This window comes from Actinocrispum sp. NPDC049592 (genome assembly GCF_040675465.1).
In the GTDB taxonomy this organism is placed as follows: Bacteria; Actinomycetota; Actinomycetes; order Mycobacteriales; family Pseudonocardiaceae; genus Kibdelosporangium.
This window is the reverse complement of the sequence record NZ_JBFAPA010000003.1, coordinates 466,929-482,993: the sequence shown is the minus strand read 5'-3', so window position 1 is coordinate 482,993 and position 16,065 is coordinate 466,929. Positions and strand designations below refer to the sequence as shown.

The 16,065-nt window shown below is 68.0% G+C and carries 18 protein-coding genes, 1 tRNA gene and 2 pseudogenes; 14 read left to right on the top strand and 7 right to left on the bottom strand.

Annotation, left to right across the window (positions count from 1 at the left end; all coding sequences use genetic code 11):
* Window positions 1-40: 40 nt before the first annotated feature.
* Window positions 41-427 carry a helix-turn-helix domain-containing protein gene (locus AB0J95_RS12145; RefSeq protein ID WP_364756105.1) on the bottom strand — a complete coding sequence of 129 codons (387 nt, stop codon included), beginning with the start codon at window positions 425-427 and terminating at the stop codon, window positions 41-43.
* A 33-nt stretch (window positions 428-460) separates the two neighbouring features.
* Between AB0J95_RS12145 and AB0J95_RS12140 the strand changes: the two are divergent.
* Together AB0J95_RS12140 and AB0J95_RS12135 are read left to right on the top strand one after the other, a co-directional pair.
* Window positions 461-613, top strand: a pseudogene (locus AB0J95_RS12140) (NAD-dependent epimerase/dehydratase family protein); the annotation flags it as partial.
* A gap of 123 nt (window positions 614-736) precedes the next feature.
* Window positions 737-1,288, top strand: coding sequence for an NmrA family transcriptional regulator (locus AB0J95_RS12135; protein WP_364756197.1), 552 nt, complete (start codon window positions 737-739; stop codon window positions 1,286-1,288).
* Between the two features lie 3 nt (window positions 1,289-1,291).
* Here the strand turns inward: AB0J95_RS12135 and AB0J95_RS12130 are convergent, their stop codons facing one another.
* On the bottom strand, window positions 1,292-1,675 hold the full coding sequence (locus AB0J95_RS12130; RefSeq protein WP_364756102.1) for a hypothetical protein: 384 nt from the start codon (window positions 1,673-1,675) through the stop codon (window positions 1,292-1,294).
* 78 nt (window positions 1,676-1,753) lie between these two features.
* On the opposite strand from AB0J95_RS12130, the gene AB0J95_RS12125 reads away from it, so the two are divergent.
* Entirely contained in the window at window positions 1,754-2,032 is a 279-nt protein-coding gene (locus AB0J95_RS12125; RefSeq protein ID WP_364756099.1) for a helix-turn-helix transcriptional regulator, read from the top strand.
* Here AB0J95_RS12125 and AB0J95_RS12120 read toward each other — a convergent pair.
* A complete protein-coding gene (locus AB0J95_RS12120) occupies window positions 1,998-2,162 on the bottom strand; it encodes a hypothetical protein (RefSeq protein ID WP_364756096.1) in 165 nt (54 codons plus the stop codon). The genes AB0J95_RS12125 and AB0J95_RS12120 overlap by 35 nt on opposite strands.
* Window positions 2,163-2,500: 338 nt before the next feature.
* On the opposite strand from AB0J95_RS12120, the gene AB0J95_RS12115 reads away from it, so the two are divergent.
* A complete protein-coding gene (locus AB0J95_RS12115; RefSeq protein WP_364756093.1) occupies window positions 2,501-3,334 on the top strand; it encodes a hypothetical protein in 834 nt (277 codons plus the stop codon).
* 11 nt (window positions 3,335-3,345) lie between these two features.
* A complete protein-coding gene (locus AB0J95_RS12110) occupies window positions 3,346-5,127 on the top strand; it encodes a carboxyl transferase domain-containing protein (protein ID WP_364756090.1) in 1,782 nt (593 codons plus the stop codon).
* Here the strand turns inward: AB0J95_RS12110 and AB0J95_RS12105 are convergent, their stop codons facing one another.
* Window positions 5,128-5,499, bottom strand: a complete 372-nt coding sequence (locus AB0J95_RS12105; RefSeq protein ID WP_364756087.1) for a hypothetical protein — start codon at window positions 5,497-5,499, stop codon at window positions 5,128-5,130.
* A gap of 87 nt (window positions 5,500-5,586) precedes the next feature.
* Between AB0J95_RS12105 and AB0J95_RS12100 the strand changes: the two genes are divergently transcribed.
* The 4 genes from AB0J95_RS12100 to AB0J95_RS12085 all read left to right on the top strand — a co-directional run bounded on the left by AB0J95_RS12100 (window position 5,587) and on the right by AB0J95_RS12085 (window position 7,533).
* The gene (locus AB0J95_RS12100) at window positions 5,587-6,501 is read left to right on the top strand and encodes an SPFH domain-containing protein (RefSeq protein WP_364756084.1); all 915 of its coding nucleotides are present in this window, start codon (window positions 5,587-5,589) and stop codon (window positions 6,499-6,501) included.
* Window positions 6,502-6,508: 7 nt separating this feature from the next.
* Window positions 6,509-6,709 carry a hypothetical protein gene (locus AB0J95_RS12095; protein WP_364756082.1) on the top strand — a complete coding sequence of 67 codons (201 nt, stop codon included), beginning with the start codon at window positions 6,509-6,511 and terminating at the stop codon, window positions 6,707-6,709.
* 200 nt (window positions 6,710-6,909) lie between these two features.
* The gene (locus AB0J95_RS12090; protein ID WP_364756079.1) at window positions 6,910-7,278 is read left to right on the top strand and encodes a hypothetical protein; all 369 of its coding nucleotides are present in this window, start codon (window positions 6,910-6,912) and stop codon (window positions 7,276-7,278) included.
* An 18-nt stretch (window positions 7,279-7,296) separates the two neighbouring features.
* Complete coding sequence (locus AB0J95_RS12085; RefSeq protein WP_364756076.1) at window positions 7,297-7,533, top strand: hypothetical protein; 237 nt, start codon at window positions 7,297-7,299, stop codon at window positions 7,531-7,533.
* Here the strand turns inward: AB0J95_RS12085 and hrpB are convergent.
* The gene (gene hrpB, locus AB0J95_RS12080) at window positions 7,499-9,835 is read right to left on the bottom strand and encodes an ATP-dependent helicase HrpB (RefSeq protein WP_364756189.1); all 2,337 of its coding nucleotides are present in this window, start codon (window positions 9,833-9,835) and stop codon (window positions 7,499-7,501) included. The two genes, AB0J95_RS12085 and hrpB, sit on opposite strands and share 35 nt — an antisense overlap.
* Before the next feature lie 95 nt (window positions 9,836-9,930).
* Between hrpB and AB0J95_RS12075 the strand changes: the two genes are divergently transcribed.
* A complete protein-coding gene (locus AB0J95_RS12075) occupies window positions 9,931-10,428 on the top strand; it encodes a MauE/DoxX family redox-associated membrane protein (protein WP_364756073.1) in 498 nt (165 codons plus the stop codon).
* A 5-nt stretch (window positions 10,429-10,433) separates the two neighbouring features.
* The gene (locus AB0J95_RS12070; RefSeq protein ID WP_364756070.1) at window positions 10,434-11,240 is read left to right on the top strand and encodes a thioredoxin domain-containing protein; all 807 of its coding nucleotides are present in this window, start codon (window positions 10,434-10,436) and stop codon (window positions 11,238-11,240) included.
* Here the strand turns inward: AB0J95_RS12070 and AB0J95_RS12065 are convergent.
* Window positions 11,229-12,461 carry a phenylacetate--CoA ligase gene (locus AB0J95_RS12065; protein ID WP_364756067.1) on the bottom strand — a complete coding sequence of 411 codons (1,233 nt, stop codon included), beginning with the start codon at window positions 12,459-12,461 and terminating at the stop codon, window positions 11,229-11,231. The genes AB0J95_RS12070 and AB0J95_RS12065 overlap by 12 nt on opposite strands.
* A 188-nt stretch (window positions 12,462-12,649) precedes the next feature.
* Here AB0J95_RS12065 and AB0J95_RS12060 point away from each other — a divergent pair.
* Window positions 12,650-12,722, top strand: a tRNA-Ala gene (locus AB0J95_RS12060).
* A 664-nt stretch (window positions 12,723-13,386) separates the two neighbouring features.
* Here the strand turns inward: AB0J95_RS12060 and AB0J95_RS12055 are convergent.
* A pseudogene (locus AB0J95_RS12055) lies at window positions 13,387-13,818 on the bottom strand (recombinase family protein); the annotation flags it as partial.
* Between the two features lie 178 nt (window positions 13,819-13,996).
* On the opposite strand from AB0J95_RS12055, the gene AB0J95_RS12050 reads away from it, so the two are divergent.
* Window positions 13,997-14,557, top strand: a complete 561-nt coding sequence (locus AB0J95_RS12050; protein WP_364756065.1) for an EF-hand domain-containing protein — start codon at window positions 13,997-13,999, stop codon at window positions 14,555-14,557.
* 115 nt (window positions 14,558-14,672) lie between these two features.
* Window positions 14,673-15,836 (top strand): oxygenase MpaB family protein, encoded by a 1,164-nt coding sequence (locus AB0J95_RS12045; RefSeq protein ID WP_364756062.1) that lies wholly within the window; start codon window positions 14,673-14,675, stop codon window positions 15,834-15,836.
* Window positions 15,837-16,065: the final 229 nt, after the last annotated feature.

Sequence of the window (16,065 nt, the reverse complement as noted above, 5' to 3'; positions counted from 1 at the left end):
CTTTGGCGCCAGGGGGCGTGCCCCTTGTGAGGGCGATGTCTCAGTTTCGGTCGTGGGCCTTCTTGGGTTTGTGGGTTTGGTCGTAGGTGTGGCGGGCGGTGTGGACTTTTTGGAGGTTGGGGGTCCAGGTGGCGAGGGCTTTGAAGATGGGGACGAGGGTTTTGGCGAGGGGGGTTATTTCGTACTCGACCCGTGGGGGGACTTCGGGGTGGTAGGTGCGGGTTATGAGGCCGTCGCGTTCCAGGGCGCGGAGCCGTTGGGTGAGGACTTTGGGGGTGATGGTGGTTATTCGGTGTTCCAGTTCGCTGAAGCGTTGGCGGCCGTGTTCGTTGAGGGTCCAGAGGATGGGGGTGGTCCAGCGGCTGAAGACGAGGTCGACGACCGGGGCGATGGGGCAGGCCTGTTCCGGGGGTGTGGGCTCGGTCACTTTGAGGCCGCTTTCCTGTAGGTACCTACTGTCATGGGGATAGTAGCTTTCGCCGCGTACCTAGTGCGATGGGAGCGGATGATGATCTTGGTGACTGGGGCTACGGGGAATGTCGGGCGGCCGCTGGTGCGTGGCTTGGAGCAAGCCGGGGTGGCTGTGACGGGTGTGTCAAGGCGGGATGGGGTGGATTTGACGCGGCCGGAGAGTTTGCCGCTGGATGGGGTCGAGGCGGTTTTCTTGATGACGCCTGCGGAGTTCCTGGCGGGAGGGGATCTGGCGGCCGTGATGAAGGTTGTGGTGGCGGCCAGGGTGAGGAAGGTTGTGTTGCTGTCTTCGCAGGGGGTGGGGACCGGGCGGCATCCCGGGGATTTGGAGGATGCGGTCACCGGGTCCGGGATCGCGGAGTGGGCGGTGTTGCGGCCGAGCAATTTCGACTCGAACGCGTTGCAATGGGCGCCGTCGATCAATGGGCAGCGAGTTGTTGCGGCGCCGTTTGGGGATGTCGGGTTGCCCGCGGTGGATCCGGCCGACATTGCTGAGGTTGCGAAGGTTGCCCTGGTGGGGGACTTGAATGGCGTCGTCACGTTGACTGGGCCGGAGCTCGTCACGCCCAGGCAGCAGGTTGCGGCGATCGCTGATGCGCTGGGGGAGCCGGTGCGGTTCGCGGAGCAGAGCCGGGCCGAGGCGCGGGATCAGATGCTGCGGTTCATGCCCGAGCCGTTCGTGGAGACGACCCTGGAGCTGCTCGGCAGGCCGACCGCGGATGAGCAGCGGGTCAGCCCGGATGTCGAGCGTGTGCTCGGGCGGGCGCCGCGGACGTTCGGTGAATGGGCGGAGCGCTCGGTCGGTGCGTTCCGGTAGGCGTTAGTGCCAGCGGATGTCCAGGAGGGCTCTGAGCTTTTGGTGTTCCGTTGGTTGTTCGGCCAGGAAACGGTCCAGGAACGCTATTACGTCGTTCGCCGTTGAGGTCCGGGGGTGCAGCGGGCGGATGATCGGCTGCGGGACGTAGGCCGGATCGGCCAGGATTCGGTCGGTCGCGTTGTCCGGCCAGTCCAGGGCTCGTTCGATGCCTCGCTGCGTTGCCGCGGATATCGGCGTGTCGTGTTTGTTCAGGGCCCGGCGGAGGGTGGAAAGGCGGACCTTGCCCTTTTCGGCCAGATCCTGAATCTGCATTCCTTGTTCTATTCTCGCGCTGTGCACGAGGCGTGTGAGCCGCCGGCGGGCTTCAACCTGCTCATGAGCGCTCATTGGCGCACATTAGCGCAACTTTCCGGGGCGTGCGCGTTCCGATTTGTTGTGAGCGCTTATTGGCGCTAATGTCCGCTCATGGCTCGCCGTCCGCTCACCCTGCCGTTCAGTGGAGCCCGGCTCCGCGCCTGGCGGGAGCGGGCCGGGCTGACCCAGCGGGAACTGGCCGAGCGGACCGGGCTGTCGAGATTCCGGATTTCCCGATGGGAAACCGGGGAGACCAAACCGCAGCCCGGTGCGCTGGAACCGTTGGTCCGCGGGCTCGCCGCGGCATTGCGGCGCCCCGAGTTCGGCCTCGACGACCTGCTGGACGAACCGCCGCTCAGGACCGATGAACCTGAACAGGACCGACTGTGATGCTGACCAGCAGGCCGATGGCCACGATCGCGAGCGTGGCCAGCACGATCAGCAGGCCGGCCCGTAATGTCGCCGGCCAGCTGGCCAGCACCGCCGTCAGGAATCGAATCCATGGCGTTCCGCGGTTCATGAATCTCCTTTGTCGGAAATACGGAATTCAGCAGAACTCCGGCGAAGGATGAATGGCGGCTCCCCTTTGCGGCAGGGGAGCCGCCGCCAGACAGTAGTGGCAGTAAGGCCGCGGGCGAACACAATTCATGCGTAGTGGCGAATCCTCGGGAATGTTGATTCGTGGTTCTCGAAACCTACTTTCGTCTGGACCGCTGAACGGAACACCACTACGCCCACAAGGTGGACAACGTTGACACCCCGAACCCGTCTGCTTACTTTCTGTGTGTGGTGACGTCGAGCCAAGCAGCGCCGGGGGCGTTGGCGGAGTTGTTGGCAGATGGGCCCTTTCATGTCGCATTGCGAGCGGCGATCAGCTCCAGCGGGCTGGCCCTTGACCGCATTCGGTACCGGTTGCGGTTACGTGACGTAACAATCAGTGTTCCGACGCTCAGCAACTGGCAGTCCGGGCGCAGACGGCCGGAACGCCCGGAGTCGCTGCGGGCGCTGGCCGAACTCGAAGACGTGCTGGACCTGCCGCCCGCCGCGCTGCGGTCGCTGCTGGGCCCGCCCAGACCCCGGGGCCGCGCGGCGCACCCGAAAGGGCCCGGCGCGATGGTCGAGACCTGGGGACCGGCGGTGGAGCGGCTGCTCGGTGGCGTGGACATGGCGTCCGACGGGCGGCTGACCAGGCTGAGCCAGCACGACCAGATCGAGGTCGACGACAACGGCAGGCTCGCCGAGGTGGCCAACCGGCTGGTGCTGCGGGCCAGCCACGACGGCGCCGACCGGTGGATCCTGGTCTGGGACGCCGGGCACGCCGAACGCATCCCCGAGGTGATCGCCGGCCAGCACTGCCGGCTGCGGCGGCTCAACGTCGACTGGGACACCGGCCTGATGGTGGGCGAGCTGCTGTTCGACGCCCCGCTCGCGCGCGGTGAGACGATCATCATGGAGTACCGGATCGTGTACCCGATCCAGTCGACCACCAAGTCGGACACGTTCGTCCGCCGGTTTCACCGGACCACCAGGGACTACGTGTTGCAGGCCCGGTTCGACCCGACCGCGCTGCCCGCGCGCTGCGTGCGGCTCGGCGGCGGGACCGGCTGCGAGCTGGTGCCGGATCCGAGCGGGTCGGCGCACCTGGTGGAGTTCAACGTGGCCGGGACGGTCGGGATCGTCTGGGATATGTGATCCTCGACGGCGTGACCGAACTGGTGGCGCCCATGCAGGGCACGGTCGTGCTCGTCTCGGTGGGCCCCGGCGACCGGGTCCGCGCCGGGCAGCAGGTCGTCGTGCTCGAGTCGATGAAGATGGAGCACGTCGTCGCGGCGCCCGAGGCCGGCCAGGTGCTGTCCCTCGCGGTCGCGGCGGGCGACACCGTGAAACGCGACCAGCCGCTCGTGGTCATCAAGCCGGGTGAAGCCGAGGAGGTCGACGAGCCGTCGGCCGACGCCGCCACCGGTGCGGAGCGGGCCGACCTGGCCGAGGTTCTGCGGCGTCGCGCGGCCACGCTGGACGAGAACCGGCCCGAAGCGGTGCTCCGCAGACACCGGGAAGGCCGCCGAACCGCCCGGCAGAACGTCGAGGACCTTTGCGATCCCGGGACGTTCGTCGAGTACGGCGCCTTTGTCGTCGCCGCGCAACGCAACCGCCGCCCGCTGGACGAGCTGATCGAGAAGACGCCCGCGGACGGGCTGGTCACCGGGACCGCGGAGATCAACGGGATGCCCTGCGTGGTCGTCGCTTACGACGCGACCGTGCTGGCCGGGACTCAGGGCGCGTACAACCACGCCAAGAAGGACCGGATGTTCGAGCTGGCCGCGCGGCGCGGGCTGCCGGTCGTGTTGTTCGCCGAAGGCGGCGGCGGACGCCCTGGGGATACGGACATCCCGGTCGTCGCCGCTCTGGACGCGGCCGCGTTCTCGCTGTTCGCCCAGCTTTCCGGTGTCGTGCCGTTGATCGGGATCGTCGCCGGGCGGTGTTTCGCGGGCAACGCGGCCCTGCTGGGGTGTTGTGACGTGATCATCGCGACCGCGGACGCGAACATCGGCATGGGCGGGCCGGCGATGATCGAAGGCGGCGGTCTCGGCGTGGTCACCCCGGAAGAGGTGGGGCCGCTCGACGTTCAGGTGCCCAACGGGGTCGTCGACATCGCGGTGGCCGACGAGGCCGAGGCTGTTCAGGTTGCCAAGCAGTACCTGTCCTACTTCCAGGGCCTAACACGGTGGTCCACTGTGGACGCTAGCGGATTGAGGAGCGCCGTTCCGGAGAACCGAGTGCGGTCGTATGACGTGCGGGCGGTGATCGACTTGCTCGCGGATCCCGGTTCGGTGCTGGAGATCCGCCGCGAGTTCGGGGTCGGGATCATCACCGCGCTGGTCCGGGTCGAAGGCCGGCCAATGGGGTTGATCGCCAACAACCCCACGCATCTGGGCGGCGCCATCGACCGGGACGCGGCCGACAAGGCCGCCAGGTTCCTGCAACTGTGCGACGCACATGGGCTGCCGGTCGTTTCCCTTTGTGACACACCGGGGTTCATGGTCGGCCCGGAGTCGGAGAGGACCGCGACCGTCCGGCACTTCAGCCGGTTGTTCGTCACCGGTGCGAACCTGACCGTGCCGCTCTGCGCGATCGTGCTGCGCAAGGCGTACGGGCTCGGCGCGATGGCGATGTTCGGCGGCAGCGCCAAGCTTCCGCTCGCCACCGTGGCCTGGCCGACCGCTGAGTTCGGTGCGATGGGCCTGGAGGGCGCGGTCAAGCTCGGCTTCCGCCGAGAGCTGGACGCCATCGAGGACCCGGTGCGGCGCAAGGAGACCCTGGACGCGATGATCCAGGCCGCCTACGAGCAGGGCAAAGCGCTCAACGCGGCCTCGATGTTCGAGATCGACGACGTGATCGACCCGGCCGACACCCGCCGCTGGATCACCGCCGCCTTGCCGGAAACCGTTGCGCGGGGCCGGAGGCCGAACATCGACACCTGGTGATCACTGGCTGCGGAAGGCGACCGGCGCGCTGACGAGACCGGCGACGAGGTAGCCGCCAGTCACCGAGGCGACCGTGGCGAACGGCGTCAGCGCAGGCCACAGGCCGATGAACACCCCGCTGGCCATCGGGCCCAGCATCGCGACCAGCCAGCCGTGCGGGAGCCCCGAGGACGTCAGGACGAAGTGCCCGAGCAGTGCGCACACGACCAGCAACGCCGGATACAGCAACAGGACCACGCCGAGGCAGCCCTCACCGGTGCAGAAGACGTCGGCCTCGAACAGCCGGTTGATCAGCCACCAGGTCAAGCCCAGGGCCAGGCCGACGGTCGTGCACGTGGCACTCCGTACGGCCAGCTCGACGCCTCTCGACATGGGCATATGGTGACGCACCAAGGCTCCTGGTGTCCCGTGATCCGGTCCCGCTGGCAAAAAGTGATATCACTTTGCTATGGTCTGGGCATGACCACTGAGATCCCTGCCCCGCGAGTGCGGGAGCACGCTGCCAACGAACGCGCCGGCCTGGGCATCCTGCTCGGCGGAATCCTTGTCGAGCTCGCCGGCGCCGGTGCGTTGATCGGTGGCGTCATGGCCACCGCGAGAGGCAACCCACCGCTGGGCATCCCGCTGATCGTGGTGGGCACGCTCGCCGCGCTGTTCGCGGTGCTCATGTTGGCGGGCCTGACAATCGTGGCCCCCGGCGAGTCGCGGGTGCTGCAGTTCTTCGGCCGCTACACGGGAACCGTTCGCACGGCGGGGATCCGTTGGGTCAACCCGTTCACCACGCGGGCGCGGGTGTCCACCAGGATCCGCAACCACGAGACCTCCGTGCTCAAGGTGAACGAGCTGGAGGGCAACCCGATCGAGATCGCGGCCGTCGTGGTGTGGCAGGTTCAGGACACCGCGCGGGCGATGTTCGAGGTGGACAACTTCGTGCAGTTCGTGAGCATCCAGACCGACACCGCGATCCGGCACATCGCCAACAGCTACCCGTACGACTCTCACGGCACCACAACGCTTTCGTTGCGGGACAACGCCGACGAGATCACCGAGCGGCTCTCGCTGGAGATCGGTGCGCGGGTGGAACCCGCTGGTGTCAAGGTGATCGAGTCCCGGCTGACCCACCTGGCGTACGCGCCGGAGATCGCGCATGCGATGCTGCGCAGGCAGCAGGCCACCGCCGTCGTCGCCGCCCGCCAGCAGGTGGTGGAGGGCGCGGTCGGCATGGTGGAGATGGCGCTCGACCGGCTCGCCGAACGCGAGGTGGTGGAGCTGGACGAGGAACGGAAGGCCGCGATGGTCAGCAACCTGCTCGTGGTGCTGTGCGGCGACCGCGACACCCAGCCGGTGGTGAACACCGGGTCGCTCTACACCTGAGGTCACTGTGCCGGAACGCAAAAGCGTCCTGTTGCGACTCGATCCCGCGGTGCACGACGCGCTTGCCCGGTGGGCCAACGACGAGCTGCGCAGCACCAACGCGCAGATCGAGTTCCTGCTCCGCCGGGCACTGGCCGACGCGGGCCGGATGCCCGACGAGGCCGGGCGGATCCCCAAGCGCGGCCGTCCACGCAAGGCCGACGAGTGACGTTTGCTACTTTCCGCAATAGGTGCACTGTCCCGCTTGGGCCGACCGGGCGTGGATCTGACTTTCCGTAACCTGGCCGAAATCGGTATACCAGCATCCCGATACCTCCTGACACCCTGTGTGACCAGGGATTTTCCACCGTTTGCCATTCGATCCCGAGGTCGTCTTCTGGGACAGTTGATGGTGGGAGGTGGTGCGCTGTGTCACCGTCATCAAGCGATCGTGCGCACGTCCGCGCACTGTTGCAGCCAGGAGAAGAGATCAGCTACTTGTTTCCGGCGTCGATGGTCGGCGGGCCCTACAGTTCGTCGCATTTCCTCGTCGCCGTCACCGACTCGTCGATCACCGTGCTGGACACCGGGCTGGGTGGCCGCACGAGGCCCAACGCGGTCTGGCGGCGCTACCCGCGCCGGACCAGGCTCGGACCGGTGGACCTGACCGTGATCCCCGAGTTCCAGCTGGGTGGCCGGGTGTACGAGGTGGATGAGGAGTATGTTGCGGAGATCAACGCGGCGGACGCGGAGTGGTCCGCGGATGCGATGCCCCCGGACCCGCTGCCGCACCTGTAGGTAGGTAGATTGGGTCGGGTGGACGACGAATCCGGGCGGGGTGAGCTGGTCGACGACCTGATGTTCGAGCCGGACTCGGACGGGTCTGCCAAGCAGGACAGGCAATGGGTGCATCGGTTGCGCATGTTCTGGCGCGCGGCCATCCGCTGGCCGCTGTGGCCGGTCACGGTGGTCGTCACCGCGGCCGTCGTGGGCGTGCTGATCTACATCGCGGTAGGCCTCATCGCGGGGTTCTTCTCGGGGATTGTGGAGTAACGGGCCAGTCGTGCTTCGGGTAGCGGCCACGCAGTTCCGCGCGGACCTGTGGATAACCGTTGACCCAGAACGACTCCAGGTCGTCGGTGACGGCGGCCGGGCGGCCCGCGGGTGACAGCAGGTGCAGCTGCACGCGGACCTGACCGTTGACGATCAGCGGTGTCCGCGTCCAGCCGAACGCCTCCTGGAGCTTGAGCCGGAGCACGGGGCGGTCGCCGGTGTAGTCGAGCGTGAACTTCTTGCCGGACGGGACTTCCAGGCGTTCGGGGGCGAGCTCGTCCAGCCGTGCGGCCTCGGGCCAGGGCAGGAGTGCCTTGAGGGCGTTGGTGACGCTGACTTTCGCGAGCTGTGCGCGGTTCCTGACGCGGCTTAGGTCCACTGTGGACAGAATGCGGTCGTCGGTGGGAGCTGGCCAGGGTTCGCCGAGGGTTCGGTGCAGCAGGGTCATGCGGGCGCGGAGGGACTCCGCGGTGTCGCTCCACTGGAGGATGCCGATGCCTTCGGTGCGGATCCCGGTGCGGATGGCGGCTTCGACGCTTTCCGGGCCGGGGTTGGTGAGGGCGCGTTCGGACAGGGTGATCGCGCCGATCCTGATGACCCGTTTCGCGGTGACGTCGCCGTCCCAGGTGACTTCGTCCACTGTGGACGGTGGAATGATCGCCTTCGCCAGTGCCTCGTCGGCTTTTGCGGCGAGGCGGATCCGGCCGTGTGCGTCGCCGGGGCGCCGGTCCGCGACCGCGACGGCGAGCCATTCCTGGTCGTTCAGGCCGGTTCCGGGCGGCAACTCGACCGCGGTCCCACCGGCCATCAGGTAGATCGCCGACCCGGGCGCGCGGCGGCGGGCCAGGCGCTCGGGATAGGCCAAGGCCACGATCAACGCCGGATCCGGTGCGCCAGCACGGTTCCCAGCCACCAACCCCGCCAGCCGCCGAGCCTCCCGCGCCCACCTGTCCCCACCGGCATTGCGGAGGGCCAGGTCGAGGTCGACGTCGTCGGTGTGGGCGTCGTTGTCGAGGAATGCCACGACATCCGCGGCGTTCTGCGCGCCGACCTGAGGTGCGCCGTCGAGCAAAGCCCGCGCCAGCCGCGGATGCAGCCCGAGCTCGGCCATCCGCCGGCCACGGTCGGTCGGGCTGCCGTCGATCACGGCATCCAACGCCCGCAACACGCTCTGCCCGGCCCGCAGCGCACCCTCGGGCGGCGCGTCCCACCACCGCAGCCCCGTCCCGTCCGGCGTCCCCCAGCACGCCAGCTCCAGCGCCAGCCGCGTCAGATCGGCGACCTTGATCTCCGGCTCCGGATACCGCGGCAAGGTCGCGTGCTCGTGCTCCGGCCAGCACCGATACACCCGCCCGGGTGCCTCCCGCCCGGCCCGCCCCGCACGCTGCGCAGCCACCGCGGCGGACACCCGAACCGTCGCCAGCCCGGGCAGACCCCGCCGGTGGTCAACCCGAGGAACCCGCGCCAGCCCGCTGTCCACAACCGCCCGCACCCCGGGAACCGTCAGGCTCGACTCCGCGATGGCGGTCGCGAGCACCACCCGTTGACTCGAACCCCGCCGAAGCGCGGCATCCTGCGTCGCGGAAGACAACCGGCCGTGCAAGGTGACGACGTTCACCCCATCGAGCATCGCCCGCACCCGCGCGATTTCCCCCGCGCCAGGCAGGAACACGAGCACATCACCGTCCGTTTCGGACAGTGCGAGCCGGGTCGCGCGAGCCACAGCCACCTCGATGCGCTCGTTGCGCACCGGAGGGGCGTACACGGTCGAAGTCGGGAAAACGGGAGCCTCGACCGTGAGGACAGGCGCGTCCAAGAGCTGGGCCAGGCGATCCGTGGCGACGGTCGCGGAGGTGGCCAGCAGCTGGAGGTCCGGCCGAAGCTCACGGGCGTCGGTCAGCAGCGCCAGCAGCAGATCCGCGTCGAGGTGGCGTTCGTGGCATTCGTCGAGCAGCACGGTGTCCACTCCGGACAGTTCCGGGTCGTGCTGCACCCGTCGCACAAGCAGCCCGGAGGTGACCACTTCGATCCGCGTGCGCGCCGACACCCGCCGCTCGCCCCGGATCGAATAGCCCACGGTCTCGCCGACCGGTTCACCCAGCAGCGAAGCCATCCGTGCGGCGGCGGCCCGCGCGGCGATGCGGCGGGGTTCGGCGACCACGACGCGGCCGCCCAAGGCCAGGGGCACGACCGTGGTCTTGCCGGTCCCGGGCGGGGCGACGAGGATCACCGCGCCGCGTTCACGCAGCGTGCGGGCCAGCTCGTCGACGATGGCCGTGATCGGCAGGTCAGGCAGGTTCATGCGGGTGGGTGGCGTCTTTTCGGTCACGGCGGGAACTCACCCGCCGATTGTCGGTGCTCAGGCTGTCCTCAGTTTGCCCGGGTAGCCTCGGCACCGTGGTTCGACCGTCACCCCGTGTGCTGGACGGCGTGGGCACGGTGGCCAGGCTCGGTCTGGCGGCCGTGTGGTTCGTCTCCGGCGGCATCAAGGCCAGCGACCTCAACCAGACGTACATCGCGGTGCAGGCGTACGACGTGCTGCCCAGCGGTGTGGTGAGCGTGGTCGCGTCCGCGGTGCCGTTCCTCGAGCTCGCCCTGGGCCTGCTTCTGCTGCTCGGCCTGGGCACGCGGCTCGTCGCCGTGCTGTCCGCCGTGGTGCTGCTCGCGTTCATCGCGGCCATCTCGCAGGCGTGGGCGCGCGGGCTGTCCATCGACTGCGGCTGCTTCGGCGGCGGCGGCCAGGTGGCCGCCGGGCAGACGGCGTACCTCCAGGAGATCCTCCGGGACATCGGGTTCCTCGTGCTGGCCGGCTGGCTGATCGTGCGGCCGCGGAGCCTGTTCGGACTGGACGGATGGCTGACCGGCCGTCCGGCCGCGGTAGTCGGGAAGGAATAGGGAACGTGGGTGGAGCCGAGCGCACGGCGCGCAAGCGGCGGCAGGAGATCGCCGCGAAACGGGCGGTCGCCGCGGCACGCCAGGCCAAGAGCGACCGCAACAAGGTCATCATCACGGTCGTCGTGCTCGTCGTGGTCGCCGCCGCGGTCATCGTCGGCGTCGTGATCAGCAACAGTCAGAAGAACAAGACCGCGGACGCGGCCATCCCGACGAAGTCGGTGACCCTCAGCTCGGGCGTCACGGCCAAGCGGGACGGCGCCACGGTGCTGGTGGGCAAGGACACGGCGAAGACGACCGTGGACGTCTACGAGGACTTCCTCTGCCCGGTCTGCGGCAACTTCGAGTCCACCTATGCCCAGCAGCTGGAGCAGAAGGTGAACGACGGCACCATCAAGATCAACTATCACCTGGTGAACCTGCTCAACGACCGGTCCGACCCGGTCGGCTACTCCACGGACAGCGCCAACGCCGCCCTCTGCGTGGCCGACGCGGCACCGGACAAGTTCATGGCGTTCCACGCGAGCCTCTACGGCACGCAGCCCGAGGAAGGCGCCCGCGGGTACGACAAGAACCAGCTGATCAAACTGGCCCAGGACCTGGGCGTGAACTCGCCGACCCTGTCCTCGTGCGTCAACGGCGGCAGCTACAACCAGGCCGTCAGCGACGCCTACCAGAAGGCGCGCACCGACCCCGCCCTGGCGCAGGAGGTCGGCGGCCAGACCGGCTTCGGCACGCCGACGGTCCTGGTCAACAACAAGCTCGCTGACTGGCAGGACCCGAAGTGGATGGACGCCCTGGTCTCACAGTCCTAGCAGCGGCGGCTCGCCCGACTGCCAGCGCGCCAGGCGGCGTGCCTTGCCGACTTCGGTCCGCGGCACGCTGCCTGGTGTGAGGACTTTCACCACACAGGTGATGCCCAGGCGTTCCCGCAACGCGTTGACGAGGTCTTTCTCCAGCTGCTCGGTGTCGATGCCGTCGCTGAACGGCTCGGTGGCGATGCGCAGCTCGCTGCGGGCCGGGTTCCGGCGGTCCTCCACGATCAGGTAGTGCGGGCTGACCCGTTCGTCGTTGAGCAGGACCGCCTCGATCTCGGTGGGGAAGACGTTCACACCCCGGATGACCAGCATGTCGTCCGTCCGGCCCTTGAGCTTGGACATCCGCTTGAGGGTCCGCGGCGAGCCGGGCACCGGGTCGGCCAGCGCGGCCACGTCGCCGGTGCGGTACCGGATCAGCGGCATCCCGGTCTTGGTGAGGGTGGTGAACACCAGCTCGCCAGGAGTGCCGTCCGGCACCGGGTTGCCGTCGCTGTCGATGGCCTCGACGTAGAAGTGGTCCTCGGCGACGTTGAGCATGCCCTCGGAGTCCAGCGACTCGCAGGCAACGCCGGGGCCGATGATCTCGGACAGGCCGTAGATGTCCAACGCCTTGAGCCCCAGCAGGTTCTGGATCTGGGTGCGCATCTCCTCGGTCCACGGCTCGGCGCCGAACACCCCCGCCTTGAGACTGGTCTCCTTGCCCTGCAAGGCTTCGCCGAGGTGGATCGCATACGACGGGGTGCACGTGAGGATATCCGGGCGGAGGTCCTCGATCAGCCGGATCTGCCGGTCGGTCATCCCGCCGGAGACCGGGATCACCGTGGCGCCCAACCACATCCCACCGTGATGCACGCCGAGCCCACCGGTGAACAAGCCATAGCCGTATCCATTGTGGATAGTGCTCGCCCTCGTCGCCCCGGCCCCACCCAACGCCCGCGCCATCACCCGCGACCACACCTGCACGTCATTCGCGGTGTACGGGATCAACGTCGGCCGCCCACCCGTCCCAGACGAGCCGTGCACACACACGATGTCCTCAGCGGACGCGACCCGTAACCCGAACGGGTAGTTCTCCCAGATATCCGCCTTCGAGATCAACGGCAACCGGCCCAGATCCTCGAGCGACACATCCGCGGCCCGGCTGACCCCCATCGCCCGCAACCGCTCACCCTGCAGGTTCCCCGGAGCCTGCAGCACCCGGTCCACCGTCAGCCGCAACCTATCCTGCTGAACCGCCCGCCGAACCTCAGGAGCCCCACCCTCACCATCCGGCTCAACCAGCTCGACAAGCCCGTCATCCCTGATCACCACCATGGTCTAGCACGCCGCAGCCCCCGAATCGACCCCCCGGTGAAACCCGTTTGACCCCGTCAGGTACGGTATCCAAGCACTCGAAAGAGCGCGGCGGGGCTGTAGCGCAGTTGGTAGCGCACCACACTGGCAGTGTGGGGGTCAGGGGTTCGAATCCCCTCAGCTCCACCTTAGAGGTCTTACTAGAACAAGTGCCTGAATGACGGCCGCGAAGTAGGACCGCGACGCCTGAAGGTGAACATGGGCCACCCGCATTGCGGGTGGCTTTCTTGTTGGTGGGCAGCTGGCTGGTTGCTGTGGCCTTGACCTGGTCGCCCTGGATGGCGTGGAGCAGCCCGAAGGGTTCGCGGAGTTCACCTTCTGTGATCTCCTCGTCCTCGATGTAGGGGGCTTGGAAGATCGCTTGGTTGAGCAGACGCCGTTGTTGGTCGTTGCAGCGTCGGTACAGGTTGTCGGGCTGTTCGAGCAGAGCGAGGCTGGCGTTGACGAGCTGGGCGCTGTCGGTGAGGTCGGCGTTCGCGGTTTCGAGGCGCCCTTCCAGCTTGCGGCGCTCGATCGCGATGTCGCGGAGCCTCTCCTTGACCTTGGTCCGCGGAAGGGTGCTGTCCGCTGCGAGGTCGGTCAAGTTCTCCTCCTTGGTGTCGAGTTCCTTGAGCTGTGCGGTGATCTGCTTGCGCAACAGCCGCGCGGACTTCTCCTGATCGCCGATTACGGCATCGACTTGGTCGCGCATGTCGGCGATGAAGGACTGGCTGAAGCGAATCGCCGCGTAATGCCGCTCGACGGCGTCCTCGATGAGTGCGACGTTGATGTACGGGGCTTGGCACGCCTCCTTCTGTCGGCCTCGGCAGAAGAAGTACGTGTACTCGGCGCCCTTCGAGTTGGTGGTCTGCTGGATGATCACCCGCCGCTTGATGCCCTCGCGCCGACAGCGCCCGCAGAAGAGCGATCCTTTCAGGTAGTGGTGATACACACGGCGGAGTTCTTGAGCTGTCATTCGCGAGTCGAGGATCTCCTGGACTGTGTCGAAGAGGTCCTCGTCGATGAGCGCTTCGTGCCGCCCCCGGATTTCTTCGCCGTCGTAGTCGACGTAGCCGAGGTAGTAGCGATCGTGCAGCATCTGCGAGATCTTGTTCTCGGAGACCTTTTTGGCCGGATGCCGGCGGGTGGCCCTGGTGCGGAGACCGCGATCGCAGAGTTCGTCGGACAACTCCTCTTGCGTCAGGATGGCGACCGCAGACCAAGCCGCAACTGCCGGAATCACCCGGCTCGGGCATTGCGGCGTGCAGCGTGCGCTGCGAGTGTTCGGGTTGGTCTCTGGTGGCCGGCATTCGGCGGCGGAGGGGTGCCGGACACGCGCCCGGCGTGGCCCGCCGATGAGCGTTCACCACCCAGGCTGACCGGTCGACAGATTCGGTGCCGCTCGACGGGAAAGGCTGCTCGTGGATATTTCGGCGTTTCTGGACCAGAAGCTGTCGCGCCGCTTCCGCACCTACGACCGGGACGGTGACGGCTTCGTCGACCGGGAGGACTTCGTCAGCGCGGCCGCTCGGCTCGGAGCGGAATTCGGGCATGCCCCGGACTCCCCGGTGCAGCAGCGGATGACCACGCTGTGCCTGGGAGTGTGGGAGCACCTGGTGAAGGTCGCGGATGTCGACGGCGACCAGCGGATCAGCGAGGCGGAGTACAAAGCCGCGTTCGCCGCCGGGCTGCTGGAGACGCCGGCTGCGTTCGACGCCGGCTACCAGCCCTTCCTCGCCGCCATCATGGACATCGCCGACGCCGACCACGACGGCTGGTTGACCGAAGACGACGAGGTGCGCTGGACCGGTGCGCTGATGGGCTTGCCCGAGGCCGACGCCCGGGCTGCGTTCCAGCACCTGGACCGCGACGGCGACGGGTACATCACGACCGGTGACCTGCTGGCGGCCATCCGCGCCTACTACTTCGACGAAGCTCCCGGCTCGGCGGGCAGCTGGCTCCTCGGACCCTTGGCCCCGTGATGGAGCCTGCAGCCGTCTGAGATCGCGGAAAGTAATGAAGCTATCACCAGGTCGAGGCGTGGCAGCGCCCGAACAGCGCTAGCGCCGACCTTCGGCTTTCGATGAGGCTGACCCGATGTCGGAAGGCTTGATCGGGCGGCGGGCGGGTTTGTCCGCTCTCGAAACGCTGAAGTACCAGGGTGACCCGCCGGCGGACGCCGTCATCGCCGATCTGGTGGCCGGTGGGCGGACGGGCGTGGTGAACGAGGTCCTGGCCCGGTTCCGGGACAACGATCAGCCCGTTCCCGAGGATTTGCCGGACTCGGTGCGGCGGTACCTGATCGACACGGACGTCCCGCCGGGCTGGGCGGATCTGGACCGGGTCGCGGGTGCGTACGAGTTCTTCGTGGACGATGGCGTGCACGTCGCTTCGGTGCTGTCCTTCGGGGCCATGGTGAACTGTTACGCCCAGCCGCGGCCCTCCAGGGTCCTGTCGCTGACCCATCGGCTGAACCAGCCGCATCGGCGGTTGTCGGAGACGTCGCAGTTCGTGTTGCATCTGATGGGTCCGGACCCGTTCGGTTCGGGCGGCAGTTTCGTGCCCACCATCCAGAAGACCCGGCTGATCCACGCCGCGGTGCGGTACTTCATCACCCGGTCCGGTGAATGGGATGTCGAGGCGGACGGTGTCCCGCTGTGCCAGCAGGACATGCTCGGTGCGCTGCTGATCTTTTCGGTACAGGTCATCGACGGGATGCGCCGGATCGGGATCTCGGTGACCGAGCGCGAAGCCGAGGATTACTACTACATCTGGCGGGTGACGGGGGCGATGCTCGGCATCCCGGCCGGGGCCATGCCCGAAACGCTGAAGGCGGCCCGGGAACTGAACGCGGAGCTCGTCGAGGCGACCTACGGCCCGTCGGCCGAGGGGATCGAGCTGACCCGCAACCTGCTGCGCCTGTGCGAGGAAATGGTGCCGGGCAAGGCGTTCGACGGGGTGGTCGCGGCGATGGTCCGCCAGGTTGTCACCGAGGAGGTCGCCGACTGGCTCGAAGTGCCGGACTCGCGCGGATGGCGCCGCGTGGTCGGTGCGGGTGTGCGGGTGACGCGGTTGCTGGAACGTTCGGAGGACCGCAGCCGCACGGCTACGGCGGTGCTCGACAAGGCAGGCAGCCTGCTGCTCGGCGGCAGCGTCCGGACGCTGACCAACGGCCAGCCGACCACACTGACCATCCCGGCGGACCTGCGGGAGAGGTGGCTTGCCGCCGGCGTCTGTCCGGTGGCGCCCCATCGCACATGACGCTGCGGCAGCTTCCGGAACCGTGGACCATCGGGTCGGCCGAGGGGTGAGCGCCAGGCGGTTGAAGCGTTGACGACGATGGCGACAGCAGTTGCCGAGTGCAGTCCGGCCGTGCGCCGACGTACCGACCTCTACGACGAGATCGACGGAGACGTGCATCCCTGCCAGGCCCCGGTTCCGCATGATCTCCGCGGTCGTGCGGCAGCGGAACCCATCCCGGCGCGACAGC